Annotated in this window: 21 protein-coding genes and 2 pseudogenes; 13 read left to right on the forward strand and 10 right to left on the reverse strand. The window is 72.7% G+C overall.

The annotated features are described in order from the left end of the window. Complete coding sequence (locus FB559_RS08155) at positions 1-516, forward strand: hypothetical protein (RefSeq protein WP_141954943.1); 516 nt, start codon at positions 1-3, stop codon at positions 514-516. A 7-nt stretch (positions 517-523) separates the two neighbouring features. Here FB559_RS08155 and FB559_RS08160 read toward each other — a convergent pair whose 3' ends face one another. Genes FB559_RS08160 through FB559_RS08170 form a run of 3 tightly spaced genes read right to left on the reverse strand, consistent with a single transcriptional unit; the run spans position 524 to position 3,482 of the window. Further along, positions 524-2,254, reverse strand: a complete 1,731-nt coding sequence (locus FB559_RS08160; protein ID WP_141954946.1) for an FtsX-like permease family protein — start codon at positions 2,252-2,254, stop codon at positions 524-526. Then, the gene (locus FB559_RS08165) at positions 2,255-2,974 is read right to left on the reverse strand and encodes an ABC transporter ATP-binding protein (protein ID WP_141954948.1); all 720 of its coding nucleotides are present in this window, start codon (positions 2,972-2,974) and stop codon (positions 2,255-2,257) included. It abuts the gene before it with no gap. A 1-nt stretch (position 2,975) separates the two neighbouring features. Next, complete coding sequence (locus FB559_RS08170; RefSeq protein WP_141954950.1) at positions 2,976-3,482, reverse strand: PadR family transcriptional regulator; 507 nt, start codon at positions 3,480-3,482, stop codon at positions 2,976-2,978. A gap of 132 nt (positions 3,483-3,614) precedes the next feature. Here FB559_RS08170 and FB559_RS08175 point away from each other — a divergent pair, with 132 nt between their 5' ends. Then, on the forward strand, positions 3,615-4,538 hold the full coding sequence (locus FB559_RS08175) for an aminoglycoside phosphotransferase family protein (protein ID WP_141954952.1): 924 nt from the start codon (positions 3,615-3,617) through the stop codon (positions 4,536-4,538). 64 nt (positions 4,539-4,602) lie between these two features. Here FB559_RS08175 and FB559_RS08180 read toward each other — a convergent pair whose 3' ends face one another. Next, positions 4,603-5,121, reverse strand: a complete 519-nt coding sequence (locus FB559_RS08180; protein ID WP_141954954.1) for a pyridoxamine 5'-phosphate oxidase family protein — start codon at positions 5,119-5,121, stop codon at positions 4,603-4,605. 442 nt (positions 5,122-5,563) lie between these two features. On the opposite strand from FB559_RS08180, the gene FB559_RS08185 reads away from it, so the two are divergent. Together FB559_RS08185 and FB559_RS08190 are read left to right on the forward strand one after the other, a co-directional pair. Further along, positions 5,564-6,583, forward strand: coding sequence for a DUF4331 family protein (locus FB559_RS08185; protein ID WP_141954956.1), 1,020 nt, complete (start codon positions 5,564-5,566; stop codon positions 6,581-6,583). A gap of 18 nt (positions 6,584-6,601) precedes the next feature. After that, on the forward strand, positions 6,602-6,982 hold the full coding sequence (locus FB559_RS08190) for a DUF1622 domain-containing protein (protein ID WP_221639925.1): 381 nt from the start codon (positions 6,602-6,604) through the stop codon (positions 6,980-6,982). On the opposite strand, the gene FB559_RS08195 is transcribed toward FB559_RS08190, so the two are convergent. The 3 genes from FB559_RS08195 to FB559_RS08200 form a co-directional block, all read right to left on the reverse strand. Continuing rightward, positions 6,898-7,899, reverse strand: coding sequence for a rhomboid family intramembrane serine protease (locus tag FB559_RS08195; RefSeq protein WP_141954958.1), 1,002 nt, complete (start codon positions 7,897-7,899; stop codon positions 6,898-6,900). The two genes, FB559_RS08190 and FB559_RS08195, sit on opposite strands and share 85 nt — an antisense overlap. A gap of 73 nt (positions 7,900-7,972) precedes the next feature. After that, a complete protein-coding gene (locus FB559_RS46110) occupies positions 7,973-8,107 on the reverse strand; it encodes a hypothetical protein (protein WP_281286234.1) in 135 nt (44 codons plus the stop codon). A gap of 154 nt (positions 8,108-8,261) precedes the next feature. Further along, positions 8,262-8,546, reverse strand: a complete 285-nt coding sequence (locus tag FB559_RS08200; protein ID WP_141954960.1) for a hypothetical protein — start codon at positions 8,544-8,546, stop codon at positions 8,262-8,264. Between FB559_RS08200 and FB559_RS46630 the strand changes: the two are divergent. From FB559_RS46630 to FB559_RS08210, 3 genes and pseudogenes are all read left to right on the forward strand, one after another. Then, positions 8,526-8,630, forward strand: a pseudogene (locus FB559_RS46630) (hypothetical protein); the annotation flags it as partial. The gene FB559_RS08200 and the pseudogene FB559_RS46630 sit on opposite strands and share 21 nt — an antisense overlap. A 169-nt stretch (positions 8,631-8,799) precedes the next feature. Further along, on the forward strand, positions 8,800-9,498 hold the full coding sequence (locus FB559_RS45310; RefSeq protein WP_246121418.1) for a response regulator: 699 nt from the start codon (positions 8,800-8,802) through the stop codon (positions 9,496-9,498). Beyond that, positions 9,495-9,884, forward strand: coding sequence for a response regulator transcription factor (locus FB559_RS08210; protein WP_246121420.1), 390 nt, complete (start codon positions 9,495-9,497; stop codon positions 9,882-9,884). Before FB559_RS45310 ends, FB559_RS08210 begins: the two co-directional genes overlap by 4 nt. Here the strand turns inward: FB559_RS08210 and FB559_RS08215 are convergent. Further along, a complete protein-coding gene (locus FB559_RS08215; protein ID WP_141954962.1) occupies positions 9,875-10,309 on the reverse strand; it encodes a gamma-glutamylcyclotransferase family protein in 435 nt (144 codons plus the stop codon). The genes FB559_RS08210 and FB559_RS08215 overlap by 10 nt on opposite strands. Before the next feature lie 188 nt (positions 10,310-10,497). On the opposite strand from FB559_RS08215, the gene FB559_RS08220 reads away from it, so the two are divergent. The 3 genes and pseudogenes from FB559_RS08220 to FB559_RS45325 form a co-directional block, all read left to right on the forward strand. Then, positions 10,498-10,905 carry a hypothetical protein gene (locus FB559_RS08220; RefSeq protein ID WP_141954964.1) on the forward strand — a complete coding sequence of 136 codons (408 nt, stop codon included), beginning with the start codon at positions 10,498-10,500 and terminating at the stop codon, positions 10,903-10,905. 51 nt (positions 10,906-10,956) lie between these two features. Next, positions 10,957-13,833, forward strand: a complete 2,877-nt coding sequence (locus tag FB559_RS46115; protein ID WP_281286235.1) for an ATP-binding protein — start codon at positions 10,957-10,959, stop codon at positions 13,831-13,833. A 20-nt stretch (positions 13,834-13,853) separates the two neighbouring features. Further along, positions 13,854-13,973, forward strand: a pseudogene (locus FB559_RS45325) (IS5/IS1182 family transposase); the annotation flags it as partial. On the opposite strand, the gene FB559_RS08230 reads toward FB559_RS45325, so the two are convergent. After that, positions 13,967-14,416, reverse strand: a complete 450-nt coding sequence (locus tag FB559_RS08230; RefSeq protein WP_221639926.1) for a DUF4440 domain-containing protein — start codon at positions 14,414-14,416, stop codon at positions 13,967-13,969. The pseudogene FB559_RS45325 and the gene FB559_RS08230 overlap by 7 nt on opposite strands. A 290-nt stretch (positions 14,417-14,706) precedes the next feature. On the opposite strand from FB559_RS08230, the gene FB559_RS43720 reads away from it, so the two are divergent. Both FB559_RS43720 and FB559_RS46120 read left to right on the forward strand, forming a co-directional pair. Continuing rightward, entirely contained in the window at positions 14,707-14,862 is a 156-nt protein-coding gene (locus FB559_RS43720) for a hypothetical protein (RefSeq protein ID WP_185792096.1), read from the forward strand. Positions 14,863-14,889: 27 nt separating this feature from the next. After that, on the forward strand, positions 14,890-17,772 hold the full coding sequence (locus FB559_RS46120) for an ATP-binding protein (protein ID WP_281286237.1): 2,883 nt from the start codon (positions 14,890-14,892) through the stop codon (positions 17,770-17,772). A gap of 24 nt (positions 17,773-17,796) precedes the next feature. Here FB559_RS46120 and FB559_RS08240 read toward each other — a convergent pair whose 3' ends face one another. Beyond that, positions 17,797-18,357: a CGNR zinc finger domain-containing protein gene (locus tag FB559_RS08240; RefSeq protein WP_141954966.1), complete on the reverse strand. Its 561-nt coding sequence runs from the start codon at positions 18,355-18,357 to the stop codon at positions 17,797-17,799. 52 nt (positions 18,358-18,409) lie between these two features. Between FB559_RS08240 and FB559_RS08245 the strand changes: the two genes are divergently transcribed. Beyond that, positions 18,410-19,246 carry an alpha/beta fold hydrolase gene (locus FB559_RS08245; protein WP_141954968.1) on the forward strand — a complete coding sequence of 279 codons (837 nt, stop codon included), beginning with the start codon at positions 18,410-18,412 and terminating at the stop codon, positions 19,244-19,246. The last annotated feature ends 13 nt before the right edge of the window (positions 19,247-19,259 follow it).

Raw genomic sequence — 19,259 nt, forward strand, 5'->3', positions numbered from 1 at the left:
GTGGTCGCGGGGGTGATCGCGGCGGCCGGCCTCATCACCGGCGCCGTGCTTCTGATCACCGCCGTGACCGGAGCCTTTCCGCGTCAGACCTTCGCCCCGGGCGAGACGGTGAGCGTTTCGCTGAAGCGTGACCCCCAGCCGGCCTTCTACGTGACGGACGCGGGCTCGCCGGACGACAGCTGCTACGCGCAGGGGCCCGATGGTCAACGCATCGACCCGCGCCGGTTGTCCGCCAACACCCACATCACCGTCAACGACAACGGGACGCAGTGGCACGTCCTCTCCCGCCTGCGGCTTCCCTCGGATGGCACTTACCAGGTGACCTGCCTCAAGTCCGCGACGAACGCGGGCGCCCGGTACGGCATCGGCACGCCTCCCAAGGCCGCCCGCATCGCCGTGGCGATCCTGATTCCGGTCGGCGCGCTGGCGATCGCCCTCGTGATCACCATCGTCACCGCCGTGCGGCGTAACGCGCACCGGCGGCGGCTGATGGCGCCGCCGCCCGGCTACGTCTGAGAGCGGGTCAGCCGGCGCCGATGGCCTCCGCCACCGGGCGCCGGCACCCGGCACGGACCGGGAGGGCGGTCAGCGCGGCCACCACGAGCAGCGTTCCCGGGACGACGGCGGGGAGCCAGCCGTACGGGATCGCGGCTCCGCCCGGTGCGCCGCCCGCCGTACGGGCCACGGCATAGACGAGCAGCCCGAGCGGGATGCCCGTGATCGCCGCACCCGCGGCCGGGAACAGCTGGGCCGCGGACAGGCCCGCCGTGACCTGCCACGGCGTCGCGCCCAGTGCGCGTGCCAGGCCGGTCGAGCGCAGTGCGTCCACCGACGCGGCCCACGCGATGACGACGGCGTTCACGGCGGCGAGGACCAGCAGCGCCAGCATCAGGACGAACACCACCTGGCCGACCTGCTCGGTCACCGGGTTCCGCGCGCCCGGTACGAAGTCCAGGCCGGCGGTCCGCGCGTCCTTGCGGGCGAGGTCGCCGTGCATCGCGATCGCCGCGACGACCATCGCGACCGTGATGGCGAGGCTCGTCATGGCGAGTATCGACCGGCGCGGGCGGCGGGACGCGAGCCGCAGGCCCAGCAGGAGGGGCACCGGCAGCCGGGCGGACAGCGCGATCAGCCAGGGCGAACGGCGAGGTGCCCTGGCCCGGTCGGTCAGCGCGCGTACCGTGCTCGTACGGGCGCCGCGAATCGCCGGGAGCAGGGTCGCGGCGCAGACCACGGCGACGGCGGCGGCCGTGACGATGACCGCGGTGGCGGGTGTCACCGCCGGCCGGGCGCCGACGCTCAGCAGCCCGCTGCTCGGCCGTATGAGCAACGGCGCGGTCGCCCAGCCCGCGACCAGGCCGACCGCGGTGGCGGCGAGCGCGAGCAGGAGGTGTTCGGCGAGGAGCACCGCGGCGACGAACCTCGGTGTCGCTCCGACCGCCTTCAGCAGGCCCACACGCCGGGTCTGGTCGGCCAGGCGGCCCCCGACGAGGACGGCGACGCAGGCCACGGCGAGCAGCGCGAGCGCCCACGTGCCGGTGAGCAGGGCCCCGTTGACGAGGTGCAGCTCGGCGGTGGCGTACGCGCCCATGTCCTGCCAGGAGCGGACGCCGGGGTGCGCGGCGGCGAAGGCCGGAGCCGACGCGGGATCGGCCAGCCGCAGCAGCATCACCTGCGAGGTCGGGGGGCCCAGTCGCCGCAGGTCCGTCCTGGTGACCCAGAGGAGACCGGGCGTGGCGGACGGGTACGGCACTCTGGCCGCGGTGACCGCGATCCCGGCGACGCGGAGGCGGTGGCCCGCCATCGTGATCTCGTCCCCCGGCCGCACCTCCAGTGCGCTCGCGAAGGCGCGTTCGACCACGGCACCCCCGTGGCGTACCCAGGTTCCGTCGGTCACCACGGGCCGGTCGACCGTGCCCGGGTCGGCGTCACGTCCCTGCACGACGGCCGCGACGCGAACGTCACGTACGCGCAGGTCGTCGACTGACAGGGCGGGGTAGGGCCCGGCGCTGCCGGTCACGCCGGGTGCGTGCGCCAGCGCGGTCAGGGAGTGGGCCGATGCCGCGACCGCGTCCGGGCCGGCCGTCGCGGCGCGGGTGCGGTCCCAGGGCCGCTCGGTCGCCCCGCGTACGGTCAGTCCCAGAGTGAGAGTGGTCGTCGTCGCGGCGATGGCGACGAGCAGGAGCAGCGCCTCGGTACGGCGGCGGCGCAGGTCACGCAGGGCCAGCCGGATCACCAGGCTCAGCGCGCCCATTCAGCCCTCCATCCCGGCCAGGGCACTGAGCCCGCCGCCGGTGAGACGTGTCTGGCCGACGAGCATGCCGTCGCGCATCGTGATCACGCGGTCGGCCGTGGCGGCGACACGAGAGTCGTGGCTGACGATCACCAGCGTGTGCCCTTCGGCCCGCAACGCGGCGAAGAGCCGCAGCACCGACGTGGTGGCCTCGCTGTCGAGGTTGCCGGTCGGTTCGTCGGCGAGCAGGACGAGCGGCCTGCCGATGAGCGCGCGGGCCACCGCCACCCGCTGGCGCTGTCCGCCGGACATCGCGGCCGGCAGGTGACCGGCGCGGTCGGCCAGTCCCACCCGTTCCAGCAGCACCTGGGCACGCCGCCGGGCCGTACGCGGGGACACCCCGGCCAGCAGCGCGGGCAGTTCGACGTTCTCGAGCGCGGTGAGCTCGTCGACGAGCTGGAAAGCCTGGAAGACGTAGCCGACGGCGTCACGCCGCAGCCGGGCCAGCTCGGTCTCCGACATCCGGCCGAGCCGACGGCCGGCCAGGTGCACCTCACCACCGCTGGGCCGTTCGAGGCCGCCGAGCAGGTACAGCAGTGTCGACTTGCCGCAGCCGCTCGGCCCGACGACGGCCACGGTCTCGCCCGGCTCCACCTCGAGGTCCGCCTGGTCGACCGCGCGGACCATCGCCGGGCCCCGGCCGTACTCCTTGCGCAGCCCCACGGCTCGCAGCACTGTCATGTCATCCCTTTCGGTCCCAATGGCGGGCACAGGCGTCCAGCCAGCGCAGATCGGCCTCGAGCCGCAGCACGACGCCTTCGAGAAGCAGGGCCGCCGCCGAGCCGTCCGGCTCCGTCAGCGCGGCGCGCTGCGTGTCGGCCAGCCGGCGCAGCAGCTCCCGGCGCTGCGCGTCGACGATCTCGACCGGGTCGGCCAGCCGTGCGGCCGCCGCCGCGACCAGCTTGAGATGGAAGTCGGTCGGCCGCGCCCAGCTCACGTCGGCCAGCCACGCCTGGACGCGCTGCTGCCCGGTGGCCGTCAGCGCGTACACCTTCCGATCCGGCCGGTCGACCTGGCCGACGAATTCGGCGGTTACCAATTCCGCCTTTTCCAGCCGGGTCAGGGTCACGTACACCTGACCCGCGTTGAGCGCGTCCTGGAACGGCCCCAGCGCCTCCTGGAGCCGCGCCCGCAGCTCGTAGCCGTGGGACGGCTCCTTCGCCAGCAGCGCGAGTACGACGTCTTGCACCAGCCCACCTCTAACCGTTAGCCATATAGATAACGGCTAGCCATGAGTCCCGTCAAACCGGTAAATGAGTGGACGGCCGCCGCCGCGGTCGCTTGGAATGAGGCGTCCCCGAAGAGCCGGAGGAGATTCTCCATGCCCCACCTGCGCCCCGGCGAGGTCGCCATCGACGCCGGCCTCGTACGACGGCTGGTCGCGGCGCAGTTCCCGCAGTGGGCCGGGCTTCCCGTCGAACCGGTCGGCCTGTCCGGCCTGGACAACGCGACGTACCGGCTGGGCGAGGAGATGTCCGTGCGGCTACCGCGCCTGCCGCGCTGGCTCGGCCAGGTGGAGCGTGAGCAGCGCTGGCTGCCCTGGCTCGCCCCGCGGCTGCCGCTGCCCGTGCCCGTCCCGCTCGCACGGGGCGTCCCCGGTGAGGGCTACCCCTTCGACTGGTCGGTCTACCGGTGGCTCGACGGCGAGAACGCCGACCTCGACGGCATCGCCGACCCGCGCCGCGCGGCGGCCGGGCTCGCGGAGTTCTTCGGCGCCCTGCAGAGCCTCGACCCCGCCGGCGGCCCGCCCCCGGAGGCGAGCAACGGGTTCCGCGGCGTGCCCGTGGACGACGAGCGCGACTCCGCGGTCGTGGCGACCCGCATGCGCGCCAGGATCGGGGCGCTGGAGGGCCTGGTCGACACCGGCGCCGTGACGGCCGTGTGGGAGGCCGCCCTCGCGGCACCGGCATGGGACGGGCCACCCGTCTGGATCCACGGAGACCCGGCCCCCGCGAACATGCTGATGCGCGACGGCCGGCTGAGCGCCGTCATCGACTTCGGGACCATGGCCGTGGGCGATCCCGCCTGCGACCTGATCGTCGCGTGGGCGTTCCTGACCGCGGAGACCCGCGACGTCTTCCGCGCCGCACTGCCCGTGGACGACGCGACCTGGGCCCGTGGCCGCGCCTGGGGTCTGACCGCGTGCCTGCCCACCGCGGCCGATCTGTCCGGCGGCGACCCCGAACGCGCGGCCCGCGTCCGGAGCCGGCTCGACGACCTCGTCGCCGACCACCAGACCGGCTAGCCGAGCGCCTGTCTCGAAGTCCCCGAGCGCCGCGCGGCAGGACAGGCGGGACTCGGATGAGGCCCTAGAAGGTCCAGCGGGTCGCGCCGTAGGGCTCGTCGGTGGCGACGCCGAACGCCGTCTGGAACGTGAACCGGTACAGGTGCCACGGCGGCGGCCCCGCGCTCGGCGCGCTGAACGGTGCCGTGAACGCGTCGCCGTCCACCTCGGCCGGCCACCCGCCGTCGCGGTACACGGCGGCCGCCCGCTCCAGTGTCTCGGTGTCGGTGATCCTCTTGGCCTCTCCTTCGAGGACCAGGTCCAGCCCCTTCAGCCGTACGGAGATCGTGCAGGCCGGGTTGGCCAGCAGGTTGCGGGTCTTGCGGGTCTCCGGACCGCTGTTGAAGTACACGTCGCCGTCCATCCAGATGGCACCGACCCCGGCGGCGTGGGGACGGCCGTCCGGGCGGGCGGTGCCGAGGAAGACCGGCGTGCCGGGGTGCGGCAGGCTCGCCGCGAGAAGCTCCCTGGGCCGGCTCCACGGCAGGGCGGAGAAGCCGTAACGATCGAGGTTGGTCACCTTGCGGGGTTCACGTTCGGTCATCTGTCCAACCTCCGGATGTGCGCGGGACCGGGCCCGCGCTCGGCGGGGGCCCGGCTCCGATGGCGGCCACACCTTCAGTGGCCAGACAAGATCATGCACCGGAAGCCACCGGGTTCGCCGCGAAAGACCGCTACGAGGGGACGCCGATCGCGTACGGGTGGGCGTCCGCCGCCTGCCGGAGCCGGACGACTCCCCCCAGAGCACTGGACGTCATGGTCCATGGAATGGGCATCCATCCGTACGTCGGAGACCAGATCAAGGCCACGACCGGTCCAGACCGGCGACCCTACCCGGCAGTTGACAGCTTCGGCGGGACAGCGGCAAGGTATGGACCATATCGTCCAGAAAAGTGATCACTGCACACGGCATCCGCGCCTCGATCGCTCAGCCGCGAGCCGCCCACTCCGCCGTGAACCGTGCCTGTCACGAAAGGCCCCCCGCCATGTCCCACCATTTCGACACGACCACGGCGAGAAACGATCCCCGGCTCAACCTGACGGACCTCTACCTCTTCAGCCCGGCCCCCGGCGTCACGACGATGGCGCTGACGGTGAACCCGGGCGCCGGCCAGACCAGGCCGGCGAGCCTGCACGAGGAGGGCCTCTACGCATTCCGGTTCGACCTCGACGGCGACACCAGGGAGGACGTCGCCTTCAAGGTGGGGTTCGGCGAAGTCACCCCCTCCGGCGACGGGCAGGGCGGCGTACAGCGATTCGAGGTTCGCCGAACGGTCGACCAGCACAGTGAGCCCATCCTCTCCGGCGAGACCGGCCGGGTGTCCGCCTCCGAGGACGGGGTGAAGGCCTTCGTCGGCCTCGCGCCGGACCTGTTCGCGGGCAACCGCGACGGTCTGCGCGCTTTCCGCGCGGCCTACGGCGAGGGCAGGTTCTTCCCGGGGGCATTCGAGAACCGGGAGAACTGGTTCGGTGGCAGGAACGTGACGGCCATCGTCCTCGAGGTGCCGAATGCCCTGGTGGGCGAGGGCACCGTCCACGGCTGGGCCACAGTGTCGCTGCGCGGTCACGCGCCCGAGACGCAGGTGTCGCGGTGGGGCCTGCCGCTCATCACGAACCTGTTCATCACCGACCCTGACGCGCAGGAGGACTACAACCACTCGCTCCCTTCCGAGGACGCCGGGCGGTTCGCCGCGCACATCCGGCGAAAGGCAGAGGACATGACCCGGCTCGCGGGATCGTCCGCCGATCCGGCCGGATACGCCGAGCGCCTGGCCGCCAGGCTCTGCCCCACCGTCCTGCCGTACGAGGTCGGCACGGTCGGTTCCTTCGACCACGCGGGATTCAACGGCCGCGGGCTGACCGACGACGTCATGGACGTGATGCTCACTCTCATGACCAACACCGCGCTGAACGACGGCGCGGTCCCGGACGCGTCACGGATCCGGCCCGGCTTCCCGTACTTCGGGGACCCCTATCCGGCCCCGGCGGCCGATGACCGTTCCTGAGCGGCGGGGCGAACGACGGTGAGCGTGGAGAACACCGTCTCCGACGGTGTCAGTGTCCTGGTCACGGTCGTCGAGGTGTGCGGAGCAGTGATCATCGCGGTCGGCGCCGTCTGGGCCTTCGGCACGATCCTCGTCATCGCGGCGCGCAGGCAGCGCGTTCGCGACTTCGTGCCGGTACGGCTGACCCTCGGCCGGTTCCTTGCGCTGGGCCTGGAGTTCCAGCTGGCCAGCGACGTGCTGCGGACCGCGATCGCCCCCAGCTTCCGTGAGATCGGCCAGCTGGCGGCGATCGCGGCCATCCGGACCACCCTCAACTACGTCCTGGCCCGTGAGATCGCGGAGGAACGCCGGCAGGTCGCCGAGCGGCCGGCCGTCCCGGACGCCGGATCACCCCCGTGACCGTGCACGGACTGATCGACCTGGTGAGCACCCTGGTGGTCGCGCTCGCCGTACTCGCCGCGGCGGTGGTCCTGGTGATCGGCCGGGGCGCCACCCTTGCCCTGCCCGTGCTGCTCGACCTGCTCACCGCCGCCGGGCTCCTGCACCTGGCCGGCGACCCCGGCTACCGGCGGGCCGCCAGTGCCGCGGCCATCCTGGTCGTACGCCGGCTGCTCTCCTGGTCCTTGACACGCGGCAGGTCCACGGACCGTGCCTGACCGCCCGCCCGCGAGAAGGGCCGCGATCGCGATCCCGGTCAGCAGGGCGGCGCCGTGGATGTTCTCGGCGACGGTCATCGCCGCGCCGGTCAGGAGTGCGCCGGCGACGGCCCAGCGGGCGACCGGCACGCCACGGTCCGCGGCCACGTTCGCGAGCACGCTCGCCGCGACGCCGATGGTCACGAGCGGGTACCAGAGGTCCGCCGCCAGAGCACCGCACCAGATCAGCAGGACCACCGGCGCGTACGGCGGTAGCCGTACGTCGCCCCGCCAGAGCGCGACCGCCACGACACCGGCGAGCCCGCAGATCGCGATCGAGTTGCCGCCCCCGTACGGCTGCCACGCGTACCCCGTGAACTCCCCCGCCAGGGCGGTGCCGAAGTAACCCAGGAGCCAGCGCGGCCGGGAGGTGACCTGTTCGGCGACGGCGCCGGCGACGACCAGGAAGGCGAGGTTGGAGAGCGTGCCGGCCACGCCGCCGTCCTGCACGAACAGCGCCGTGCCCGTACGCCACCAGTCGCCGTGTAGTCCGGCGGGGGCACGCTCCAGGCGTGCGAGCATGCCGGGCACCAGGAATTGCAGGGCGTTCGACAGCCCTGTCACGGCGAACACCACGGCCGTCACCACGGGAAACCGCCGGAGACCGAATCGCATCGTCATGGCCACAAGCCTGCGGCCCGGCCGCGCGGAGGGGCAGAGTCATCGATCCACGGCCGGGCAGGACAAATGTCCCCTACGTTCTGGCGCGCGCGCTCATTCGCAGGAAGAGCAGGCCGGCCAGGATCGAGGCGGCCGCGCCGACCCTGGTGGCGGCCAGGTGTCCCGTGCTCAGGCCGGTGACACCGGCCCCGATCAGGGTCACCGCCATGACGAGCAGCGTGAGCCCGCGCGCCTCTTGAGCGTTGTTTCGCCATGACTCCCCAGCGCGCACGCCGGGCGGAGCGGCCGACAGCGGCGAACGTCCGGCACCCCGGCACGACGAAAGACACGGTCGAAGTTCCGGAGTATCGCGGATCGGCCGCTCAGCGCGGTATGTCGGCTACGGTCCTGGCGTGACGGACAGCCGCCCCGGCCGTGTGGTGCGGCGCCTGCCGGCGATCACTGTGGCGGTCGCCGTCCTCGGCGCCGCGTTCGGCGCGGCCGTGCTCCCCCGCCCGTTCACCGCCCTGGCGCTCGCCCAGCGGCTGAACCAGGCCCGTCGCGACCGGCTCGCCGCACTCGCACGCGAACGCGCGGCGGTGACACATACCGCGCGCGCCGACGAACGCCGCCGCCTCGCGGCCGGAATGCACGACACCCTGGGGCATGTGCTGACCCTGCCGGTCTGCACGCCAACGCCCTCACGGTGCGCACGAGCGACCCCGTCCCCGGGCGCGGCGGCCGAACAGATGAGCCGCCTGGGCAACGAGGGCCTCGCGGCGCTGCGCTCGCTGCTCGACCTGCTCAGCGAGCCCGGCGCGATCCCCGCCGGGCCCCCAGTCCCGGCCGAGGACCTGCGGCCGTCGCTGGAGTCGTGCTCACTGCTCGCTCACCCTCCTCACTCGCTGCACGGGCCACCTCGTGCCTCGGCGACCCACTCCGCTCGCTACGTCGGGTTCGCTCGACGCGGACGAGGCGCGGACCGCCGGTCAGGCCGTCGACCTCGTGTGGGAGGGCGAGGACACCGGTGTCGCACCGGTCCTGGCCCGCACGGTCCACCGGACGGTGCAGGAGGGGCTGACGAACGCCCGCCGGCATGCTCCCGGCGGCACGGTGACGGTCGTCGTGACCGTCACCGCGGACACCGTCGGCGCGGTCGTCCGCAACGGGCCGGGCACGGCGCCGGGCCACGGGCCGGGGACGGGCCGGGGACGGGCCGCGGACTCGACGGCCTGCGGCGGCGGGTCGCGCTGCTCGGCGGCGCGTGTACGCACGCGCCCACGGCGGACGGCGGCTACGCTTTGCGGACCGAACTGCCACAGAGCGTACGGACGACCGGGACGGGACGTGGAGCGAGCGGAGACGCCGGACGAGGCGGTCGTCCACGTCGTCGTGGTCGACGACGAGCCGATGGTGTGCGAGTTCCTGCGGACCATCCTGTCCTCCACCGGGCAGGTCGTCGTCGACGCGGTGGCCTGCGACGGTGCCGCGGGGGCCGAGGCCGCCGTACGCCACCGGCCGGACGTCGTCCTGATGGACCTGCGCATGCCCGGCGTGGACGGAGTGACCGCGACCGCCGAGATCCGCGCGCTCCCGCGCCCACCGCCGTCGTGGCGATGACGACGTTCGACACCGACGAGCATGTCCTCACCGCGCTCGACGCGGGCGCGAGCGGGTACCTCCTCAAGACCGCGCCGCCGTCCCGGCTGATCCCGTTCGTCCTGGCGGCCGCGGCGGGCGCGTCGGTGCTGTCGCCCGAGGCGGTCCAGCACCTGCGCGACCATCGCTCCGCCGCGCCGGACCCGGAAATCGACGCGCTCACCCCACGCGAACGCGAGGTGCTGGCGCTTCTGGGCGAGGGACGATCCAACGCCGACATCGCGGCGCGGCTCTACCTGAGCGAGGGCACGGTCAAGGGCCATGTCTCCCGGCTGATGGCGATCCTCGGCTGCCAGAACCGCACCCAGCTCGCGCTGCGGGCGGCGCGGCACGGAGGTCAGCCGTAGGTGCTCCGCCAGGCGCGGCACCGACCCGTGAACGCGCTCAGGTGACGGGTGGTGAAGTCGCCCGGCGACCAGTCCACCGGCAGCGCCGCCGTACCGTCGCGGGTGAGGTAGGCCCATCCCTGACGGCCGTCCACGAGCGTGAGGCGTTCGAGGGCGTAGAAGTCGTCCTCGTACGCGTCGATGACGCGCCACTCCGCGGCGGTCAGCCCGGAGATCAGGACCCCGCCGGCGGCCCCCTCGCCGGGCACGAGGACCGGATAGACGCGCCCGTCCAGCGCGGCGACGCGCCACCCCTCGACGATCCCCGGCGAGTGCTCCGGAACCCGCCCGAGCAGCGCTTCGAGGACACCGGGAAACCGCAGGGTGCCGTACGCGAACAGGGCCGCGGGTGCCTCCGGCAGCCGGTGCGGCGTCGTCTGTGCCATGGAACACCTCCCCGCGTCACCGTAGCGGCGCCTCACGAGGTGCTCCGCGCCATGGGCGTGCCGTTCCGTCCCACGATCCGGCAGCCTGTGCCAACCAGAGCCCAGTGAACGACGTCTTCATAATCGACATCATCATTCGGGGACGGTGCCCCCCGCCGCACCTCTCCCCCATTCATCGGGGAGTCATCATGCGGATCACCAAACTGCTCGCGACCGGCGGCGCGGCCGTCCTCGCGGGCACGGCGCTCGTCGCGAGCACCGGCGCCGCCACGGCCGGCACGACCGCCACGGCCGTCGCGGCGGGCGAGAGCAGGCAGCTCGCCTCGGCCACGGTCGGTACCGACCTGACCGTGACGGTACGCGCCCAGCGGACCGGAGAATCCAGCGCCAACGTCTATCTCGCGTTCTCCAGCCACGGCTCGCAGTGGAGCGAACGCGTACCCGGCGACTGGTTCTGGTACCCGCTGACCGGCCAGGGCGCGGTGTGCGAGTTCGGCGTCACCAGCCTGCCGGGCACCAAGCCGGTCGTCGGCCTCAGCCTGCTCATCACCCCCTCGATCGGCTGTTCGGACACGTTGCACTACACGGTGGGGTGACGGGCCGGATAATCGGTCTGTTTTGTCCGGCCCTGATGGCATGCTTAACAGGTGCCGACTCAGCAGGGGATCAGTGCCGTCATGGTCGGCCGAGCCGACGAGCTGGTTTTTCTGGACTCGGCTCTACGCTCCACTCCGACCGCGTTGCTGGTCGGCGGTGAGGCGGGTGTCGGCAAGACCCGGCTGATCAATGAGTTCCTCGAGACCGCGCAGGGCCGGTCCGGTTCGCCGGGCCTGCGCGTGCTCGTCGGGGGATGCCTGCAGATCAGCTCCGAGGGCCTTCCGTTCGCGCCCTTCAGTGCCGTGCTCCGCCGTCTCGTGCGCGAGATCGGCGTGGAGGGCGTGACGGCCCTGCTGCCCGGCGGCAGTCCGGGCAGCCTGGCCCGGCTGCTGCCGGAGTTCGGCGAGCCGGACACCGAGAGTGCCACCACCGAGGCGCGCACCCGCCTGTTCGACCACGTGCTGCTGCTGTTCGAGCGGCTGACCGAGGAGACGCCCGCCGTCCTGGTGATCGAGGACGCGCACTGGGCCGAGCGGTCAACCCGTGACCTGCTCAGCTATCTGATCCGCAACCTCCCGCCGGGCCTGCTCGTGATCGTCACCTACCGTTCGGACGAGCTGCATCGCAGCCATCCCCTGCGGCCGCTGCTCGCCGAGCTCGACCGGGCCGACTGGGTGCGCCGGCTCGACCTGGACCGGTTGCCGCGCCGCGCCGTCGCCGAGCAGGCGCGCGGCATCCTGGGCCGCGACTCCGATGCCGCCCTCCTCGACGAGATCTACGAACGCAGCGAGGGCAACCCGCTCTTCGTCGAGGCCCTGCTCGGCCGCGACGGCGAGATCAACTGCGAGCTGCCCGAGTCCCTGCGGGACCTGATCCTCGGCAGCGTCCAGCGGCTGCCCGAGGAGACCCAGGAGATGCTGCGGGTGGCCAGCGCCGGCGGCGACCGGGTCGAGCACGCGTTGCTCGCCGCCGTCAGCGGGCTGGACGACACCGGGCTGTCCCGGGTGCTGCGGCCCGCCGTGGCCGCCAACGTCCTGGTCGTGGACGGTGACGCCTACGGCTTCCGGCACGCCCTGATGCGCGAGGCGGTCCACGGCGACCTGCTTCCCGGCGAGCACACACGCACGCACACGCGGTTCGCCGAGGCGCTGGAGGCCGACCCGACTCTGGTGCCGCCGGGACGTGCCGCCGCCGAGCTGGCCCACCACTGGTACTCCGCGCACGACACCACCTGGGCGCTGGTCAGTGCCTGGCAGGCGGCGCAGGTCGCCAAGGAGGCGACCGCCTACACCGAGTGGCTGCGGATGATCGACCGGGTCCTCACCCTGTGGGACCGGGTGCCGGACGCGGCCGAGCGCATCGGCGCCGAGCACACCGACGTGCTCGAGAAGGCCATCGAGGCCGCCGACCTTGCCGGTGAGACCGAGCGCGGTGTGGCGTTCGCGAAAGTGGCGCTCAAGGAGATCAGCGACCCGATCCGCGCGGCCGGCGTGCTCGAGCAGCGCGGCCGGCTGAAGATCCGCCTCGGCCACCGCACCGCCCTGGACGATCTGCGTGAGGCGGCTCGCCTGGTGCCGGCCGACCCGCCCAGCGTCCCCCGCGCACGCGTGCTCTCCACCCTCGCCCAGCACCTCTACCTGCTGCCGAACGGCACGGACGAGGCGCGTGCGCTGGCCACGGAGGCTCTCGGCGTGGCTCGCGAGGCCGGTGACGCGACCGTCGAGGCACACGCGCTGACCACGCTCGCCGGCTGCGACTTCGTCGAGACCGACGCCGAGCGTCACCTCGCCGTCCTGGCCGAGGCCGCGGAGGTCTACCGCCGCGGCGCCGACGACTCGGCGATGCTGCGCGTGGCGACCAACGAGTCCCACATCCTGGAGAGCATCGGCGAGCACGAGCGCGCCATCGAGGCGGCGCAGCGCGGCATCTCCCTCGCGGGCAAGCACGGCCAGGCTCGCACGTCGGGGGCGTTCCTCACGATCAACCTGACCGAGCCGCTGCAGGCGCTCGGGCGCTGGGACGAGGTCCTGGAGATGACCGAGCACGCGCTCGAGCTCTCCCCGCCGCCGCTCACCCGCGCCTCGCTCCACCACGCGCTGGGCGACATCGCGCTGGCCCGTGGTGATCTCACCGGCGCGGCACGGGCCATCGCCGCACTCGACGCCGTACTCGCGCCGACGTTCTCCCGCACGCAGGAGCTCTTCCCCTTCGTACGGCTCCGGCTCGACCTACGGGTCGCCGAGGGTGACCTCACCGGCGCGCTCGACGTCGTCGAGCTCGTGGTCGGCGAGCTGCATCCGTCGGTCAGCACCCGCTACGGCTGGCCGCTGATGGCCTCCGCCGCACACGCCTGCGCCGAGGTCCCCGGCGAACGCTCGGCCGGGCTGCTGGGCCGCCTGCGCGACGAGGCGGAGAAGATGCCCGCCAACGGCCGCCCGCAGCGTGCCCAGCGACTCGTGTTCGAGGCGGAGGCCGACCGCGCCTCGGGCGACGCCGGCCAGGCGCAGTGGGACGAGGTCGCGGCCGCGTGGGACGACCTGTGCCAGCCTCATCCGCTGGCGTACGCGCTGTGGCGGGCCGCGAGCAGCTCGGCCGACCGCGAGGCGGCGGCGATACGCCTGCGGCGCGCCGCCGAGCTCGCCGACCGCCTGGGCGCCCGGCCGCTGCGCGAGTGGATCGAGGCGTCCGCGCGGCGGGCCCGCGTCCCGCTCGGCGGGGTGGCCGGCGGTCACTCGCTCGGGCTGACCCCGCGCGAGCTGGAGGTGCTCCGCCTCGTGGCGGACGGCCGCAGCAACCGCGAGATCGCCGGGGAGCTCTTCATCTCGGCCAAGACCGCCAGCGTGCACGTCTCCAACATCCTGGCCAAGCTCGAGGTGGCCAGCCGGGGCGAGGCCGCAGCGACGGCGCACCGCCTGGGCCTCGTCTGAGAACCCTTTGCCGACCCCGGCCGGTAAGCCGTGGGCGCGGTACCGAGCACGGTTCAGGCCTGGGCGTACATCGGTGGGTCGTCGAACAAAGTGTCGCGCTGTCGCACTGGTTCCGCGGACTCCGCATCCGATATCAGCGGTAGCGGTCGGGGATGATCAGACCGGGTCGCTCGTCGTCCCAGGCCATCGAGGTCATCTTCCAGCCATGCGGTGTCAGGATGAACTGGGTGGAGATGACGCCTTCCGCCGCGAAAGCCGCTCCATTCATCGTCCCACGCTTCCCGTAAGTGCTCATGCGATGCGCGACGTTGCCAAAGATCTCGGTGATGTGGCCGATCTCGAACTCTGCGAATGACGTGAGCTCTCCGGAATCGATCATCTTTTGACGCGGCTCGATGAATTCATCGACATTCGAGATCTCCGGCACCTCGGTGGAGTTCTTGATTAACTTCCCTCCGTCGATGAACAAACCGTAGAGCTTGGTGTAGTCCGGCATCGCTCCGGGCTCGAAGGAGACCGCCGCAAAGAAGTCCGTCACCAGCCGCTCCAGATTCGCGTCGGTGTCGGTTGTCCCATCGTCCAAGATCCTCACCCTCCTTGTCGCGAGCAAGGACGGCGGCCGTGCCGCAAGTCGTCCTCGATGCGGGGTCGGTCATCGGCGGCGACCGCGCGGATGCCGGTCCCGGTGCCGTAGACGTCGAAATAACAGTAACCGTCCGAACAGCATTCAAAGATCATTTTGTTGGGAGTTCTTAGGGGCGCTTAGGCGCGGCGCCGGCCGGACCGGTACGGGAGATAGGGCACACGCCGGATGTGGGGGCACCCGCCTTACGGCGAATGTGAATGGTGTCAGGAACAACACAGGAGGACACCATGCATCCCGAGATCATCCAAGCGCTCATGGCCGAGCGCGTCCGGCAGAGCCACGCGGACGCCGTGACCCACCGGCGGGACCGCGTACGCCGTCCCCGGCTCTGGCTGTCCCGCTACCCGCGACCGCGTGCGGCATGGACGACCCGAACGGTATGAGGCGCCATGCCTGTCATGCTGGGAGGCGTGCGCGCACATGAGGTGAGCCCCGCCTTCGTCGGCCGCGAGCCCGAGCTCTCGACGCTCACCGACGCCTTCGGACGCGCCCGTAACGGCACTCCCGGGGCCGTTCTTCTCGGCGGCGAGGCCGGCGGTGGCAAGACACGGGTGGTCGGCGAGTTCGCCGAGCGCGCGCAAAAGGACGCGCTCGTGCTGGCCGGCGGCTGCCTCGAACTCAGCACGGCCGGCTTCCCGTACGCGCCGTTCACCGCGGCGCTGCGGCAGCTCGTACGGGAGGCCGGCGCCGCGGAGATCGCCACACTGATGCCCCGCGACGGCGCCCGCGACCTGGCGCGGCTGCTCCCGGAGTTCGGGGAGCCGCCCGCCGACCGCGACCCGGACAGCGCGCGTGCCCGGCTGTTCGAGCAGATGCTCGTGCTGCTCGAACACCTCGCCGAACGCCGCCCTCTGGTCCTGGTCATCGAGGACGCGCACTGGGCCGACCGGTCCACCCGCGACCTGCTGATCTTCCTCCTCCGCAACCTGCGGCACACCGCCGTCCTCGTGGTCATCACGTTCCGATCCGACGAGCTGCACCGCGGCCATCCGATGCGGTCGGTCATCGCCGAGCTCGAGCGGATCGAAGGGGTCGTACGCATCGACCTGCCGCGCCTGACGCGCGCCGAGACGGCCGGGCAGCTCGCCGGCATCCTCGGCCGCGTCCCCGAGCAGCGGCTCATCGACATGGTCTACGAGCGCAGTTCCGGCATCCCGCTGCTCGTCGAGGCGACCGCCGACCATCCCACGGCCGGCATGCCGCAGTCCGTACGCGACCTGGTCCTCGTCGGCGTGAACCAGCTGTCCGAGGACACCCAGGACCTGTTGCGCCTGGCCAGCACCGGCGGGGTGCGGTTCGGGCACGCGGTGCTGTCGGAGGTCTCCGGTCTGGGCGACACGGCGCTGGCATCGGCACTCCGCCCGGCCGTGGACGCGAACGTGCTCGTCGCCGACGAGGAGGCCTACGCGTTCCGGCACGCCCTGATCTGGGAGGCGATCCACGACGACCTGCTGCCCGGCGAGCACGGCCGGGCCCACCGGCGGTTCGCCGAGGCGCTCGAGGCCGACCCGTCGCGGAGCCTGGCCGGGCGCCCCGCCGTGGAGATCACCATGCACTGGGTGCGGGCCCACGACCACGAGCGCGCGCTGCCCTCGGCCTGGAAGGCGGCCGCCGAGTCGGCCTCGGCGTTCGCGTACGCCGAGCAGCTGCAGCTGCTCGAACGCGTTCTGGAGCTGTGGGACCGGGTGCCCGACGCCGAGGCGCGGATCGGCGAGGACCACGTCAACGTCTTGCGCCGGGCCGCACAGGCCGCCGGCGCCTGCGGCGAGCCGGAACGCGGCCTGGCGTTCGTACGCGCCGCGCTCGCCGAGGTCGACGAGAAGACCGACCCCGAACGCGTCGCGCTGCTGCTCCGGCGGCGGGCCGCGCTCACCTACGTTCTCGGCCGCACGGGTGGCGTGGAGGACCTGCGCCGAGCGGAGCGGCTCGTACCCGAGGCCTCGGTCGTCCGCGCCGAGGTGCTGGCGCCGCTGGGCCGTACGCTCATGCTCCTCGGCCGGCATGACGAGGCGCGCCCGATCAGCGAGGAGACCCTGGCCCTGGCCGACCGCTTCGGCGACGACTGCACGGCCGCGGACGCGCTGAACAACCTGGCCATCGGCGAGGGGGTCGACGGCCGCTTCGCCGAGGGGCTGGACCGGCTGCGCGTCGCCCTCGCCCGTGCCGAACGCGCCGGGGACGGCGACACGAGGCTCCGGTCGCTGGTCAACATGTCCGACTCACTCGAGGCGACCGGCGAGTCCGAGGCGGCGATCGAGATCGCCCAGCAGGGGGTCACGCTGGCCGAGGCGCTCGGCCTGGCCCGTACCAAGGGAAACTTCGCGGCGAACAACCTGACCGAGGGGCAGATCTCGCTGGGGCACTGGGATGACGCGATCGGGACGTTCGAACGGATCATGGAGCTCTCGCCGACGCCGGGCCTGCGCGGCCAGCATCTGCTGAACCGCGGCGCGATCGCCGTCGCCCGCGGTGAGACCGAGGTCGCCACCAGGACCGTCGACGAGCTTCAGGCGCTGTACGCGGCGGACGACCCGTACCCGCAGCAGGTGCTCCCGCTGGCCAGTCTGGTCATCGAGTGGCGGCTCGCCGAGGGCGACGTCCCCGGCGCCATCGAGGCGACGCGGCATGCCATCACCGAACAGGAGCTGGACCGCGACGCCCGCCACACGTGGCCGATCCTGGTGGCCGGCATACGGGCGTGCATCGCCGGGCCGGACGACGCGGTCGCGGACAAGCTGCGTGCCATCGCCGCCGAGACGCCGGCGTACGGCTCGGTCATGGAGGCGCGGCGCGCGACCTTCGCCGCCGAGTCCGCACGGGCGGCCGGCGTCCTCGACCGGCCGGCGTGGGAGGCCGTGGTGAGCGCCTGGGACGAGCTGCGGCGCCCGTACCCGCTGGCGTACGCGCTGCTGAGGGCGGCTGAGGCCGCCGTCGCGGATGACGACCGTGACGAGGCGGCGGCGCTGCTGACCCGCGCGGTCGGACTGACCGGCCGCCTGGGCGCCCGGCCGCTGCGCGCCGAGATCGACCTGCTGGCCCGGCGTACGCGGCTCACGGTGGGTGGGGGCGCGGCCTCCGGCGGTGCCGCCGGCCGGGCGGCCTTCGGCCTGACCGCGCGGGAGCAGGAGGTCCTGCGGCTGGTCGCCCTGGGCCGCAGCAACCGGGACATCGCCGAGGAGCTGTTCATCTCCGCCAAGACGGCCAGCGTGCACGTGTCCAACATCCTCGCCAAGCTGGGCGTGTCCAGCCGGGGAGAGGCCGCCGCCACCGCCCATCGCCTCCGTCTCACCTGACCACGACCGGCACGGCCGCGGCGGTCAGGTCGTGCTGCGGGTGTAGTGGCGGCGGGCCTTCGAGCGGTTGCCGCAGCGGCGCATGGAGCACCACTGCCGGTTCTGTGCCGGGGAACGGTCGGCGAAGCGGACGCCGCAGTCGTCCGCCGCGCAGACGCCGATGCGTTCGCCGCCGGTGAGCAGGTCGATCGCGTCCAGCGCGACCCGGCCGAGCGCGGCGGCCACCGAGGGCTCCGGCGGCACGGCCACCGGCCGCGCGCCGTCCAGTGCCAGCCTGGGGCCGGTCGGCGCGTCAGCCGCCATCGCGTTGACCAGTGCCACCGCCACCGGAAGGGTGACTTCGCCTGCGAGCTCCTCCGCCGACGGCACTCCGGTCAGGGCGTCGATCGCGGCGCGGAGTCTCCGGGCCGCGCTCAGGGCGGCTTCGCCGACGGCGTCCTCGCCGTGCGGGAGGTCCGCCTCCCGTAGCCACACGGCCAGGTCGGCGGGGGTTCGCAGCGTCTCACGGGGCGAGCGAGCGCGGTGGCGGACGGTGTTGAGCAGGTCGATGCTCAACCGGCCGCCGTCCCACACCCAATCGCCCATAACCCGATCATACGGTTAGGATGGCTTCTAACCAGATTAAGGGGTTAGAGATATGCCGATCGCGACGGTCAACGGGATCCAGATGTACTACCGGCTGCAGGGCGAGGGCCCGCTTCTGGTCCTCCTGCACGGCTGGCCGCAGACCGGGCACTGCTGGCGCCATCTCGTCGGGCCGCTCAGCCGCGCGTACACGGTCCTCGTTCCCGACCTTCGCGGGTACGGCCACAGCGACCTGCCGCGAGACGGGCACGACAAACGCACGAGGGCCGAGGATCTGCACCAGCTCATCCGGGTGCTCGGCCACGAGTCGGCGACCGTGATCGGGCACGACCGCGGCGCCCGGGTGGCACACCGCTGGGCGCTCGACCACCCCGGCGACGTCGAACGGCTCGTCGTGATGGACGTCATCCCGACCCGCGAGATGTGGCGCCGGATGGACGCGAACCTGGCCCGCGGCATCTGGCACTGGCTCTTCCACCTCCAGCCCGACCTGCCCGAGCTCCTCGTCGGCGCGAACACCGGCGCCTACCTCCGCTACCTGATCGACGCCTGGTCCCATGTGCCGCTGCCCGAGGAGGACATCGCCGAGTACGTGCGGGCGTTCGAACGGCCGGGTGCGCTCCGCGCCGGGTTCGACGACTACCGCGCGGCCTTCCCGTACGACGCCGAGCACGACGACGCGGACTTCGGCCGGAAGATCACCATGCCGCTGCTCGCACTGTGGGGCGAGCACAGCTTCCTCCAGTCGATCGACGCCCTGGAGATCTGGCGCGACTACGCCGAGGACGTCGGCGGCACGGTGATCAGGGACTGCGGGCACTTCCTCGCCGAGGAGCACCCCGGCGCCGTACTGGACGAGCTCCGTACCTTCCTGCCCCGGGACATCTGAGCGGACCAGGAAG

The organism is Actinoallomurus bryophytorum (assembly GCF_006716425.1).
In the GTDB taxonomy this organism is placed as follows: Bacteria; Actinomycetota; Actinomycetes; order Streptosporangiales; family Streptosporangiaceae; genus Actinoallomurus; species Actinoallomurus bryophytorum.

Coding starts and splice junctions, on each gene's coding strand:
- FB559_RS08210 (WP_246121420.1), top strand. CDS start 9,495: ATGACGACGTTCGACACCGACGAGCATGTCCTCACCGCGCTCGACGCG.
- FB559_RS08240 (WP_141954966.1), bottom strand. CDS start 18,357: ATGGGCGATTGGGTGTGGGACGGCGGCCGGTTGAGCATCGACCTGCTC.
- FB559_RS08220 (WP_141954964.1), top strand. CDS start 10,498: ATGCGGATCACCAAACTGCTCGCGACCGGCGGCGCGGCCGTCCTCGCG.
- FB559_RS08215 (WP_141954962.1), bottom strand. CDS start 10,309: ATGGCACAGACGACGCCGCACCGGCTGCCGGAGGCACCCGCGGCCCTG.
- FB559_RS08245 (WP_141954968.1), top strand. CDS start 18,410: ATGCCGATCGCGACGGTCAACGGGATCCAGATGTACTACCGGCTGCAG.
- FB559_RS08160 (WP_141954946.1), bottom strand. CDS start 2,254: ATGGGCGCGCTGAGCCTGGTGATCCGGCTGGCCCTGCGTGACCTGCGC.
- FB559_RS08165 (WP_141954948.1), bottom strand. CDS start 2,974: ATGACAGTGCTGCGAGCCGTGGGGCTGCGCAAGGAGTACGGCCGGGGC.
- FB559_RS46110 (WP_281286234.1), bottom strand. CDS start 8,107: ATGGCGGTGACCCTGATCGGGGCCGGTGTCACCGGCCTGAGCACGGGA.
- FB559_RS08200 (WP_141954960.1), bottom strand. CDS start 8,546: ATGCCCCAGGGTGTCGTGCATTCCGGCCGCGAGGCGGCGGCGTTCGTC.
- FB559_RS08180 (WP_141954954.1), bottom strand. CDS start 5,121: ATGACCGAACGTGAACCCCGCAAGGTGACCAACCTCGATCGTTACGGC.
- FB559_RS43720 (WP_185792096.1), top strand. CDS start 14,707: ATGCATCCCGAGATCATCCAAGCGCTCATGGCCGAGCGCGTCCGGCAG.
- FB559_RS08185 (WP_141954956.1), top strand. CDS start 5,564: ATGTCCCACCATTTCGACACGACCACGGCGAGAAACGATCCCCGGCTC.
- FB559_RS08175 (WP_141954952.1), top strand. CDS start 3,615: ATGCCCCACCTGCGCCCCGGCGAGGTCGCCATCGACGCCGGCCTCGTA.
- FB559_RS08195 (WP_141954958.1), bottom strand. CDS start 7,899: ATGACGATGCGATTCGGTCTCCGGCGGTTTCCCGTGGTGACGGCCGTG.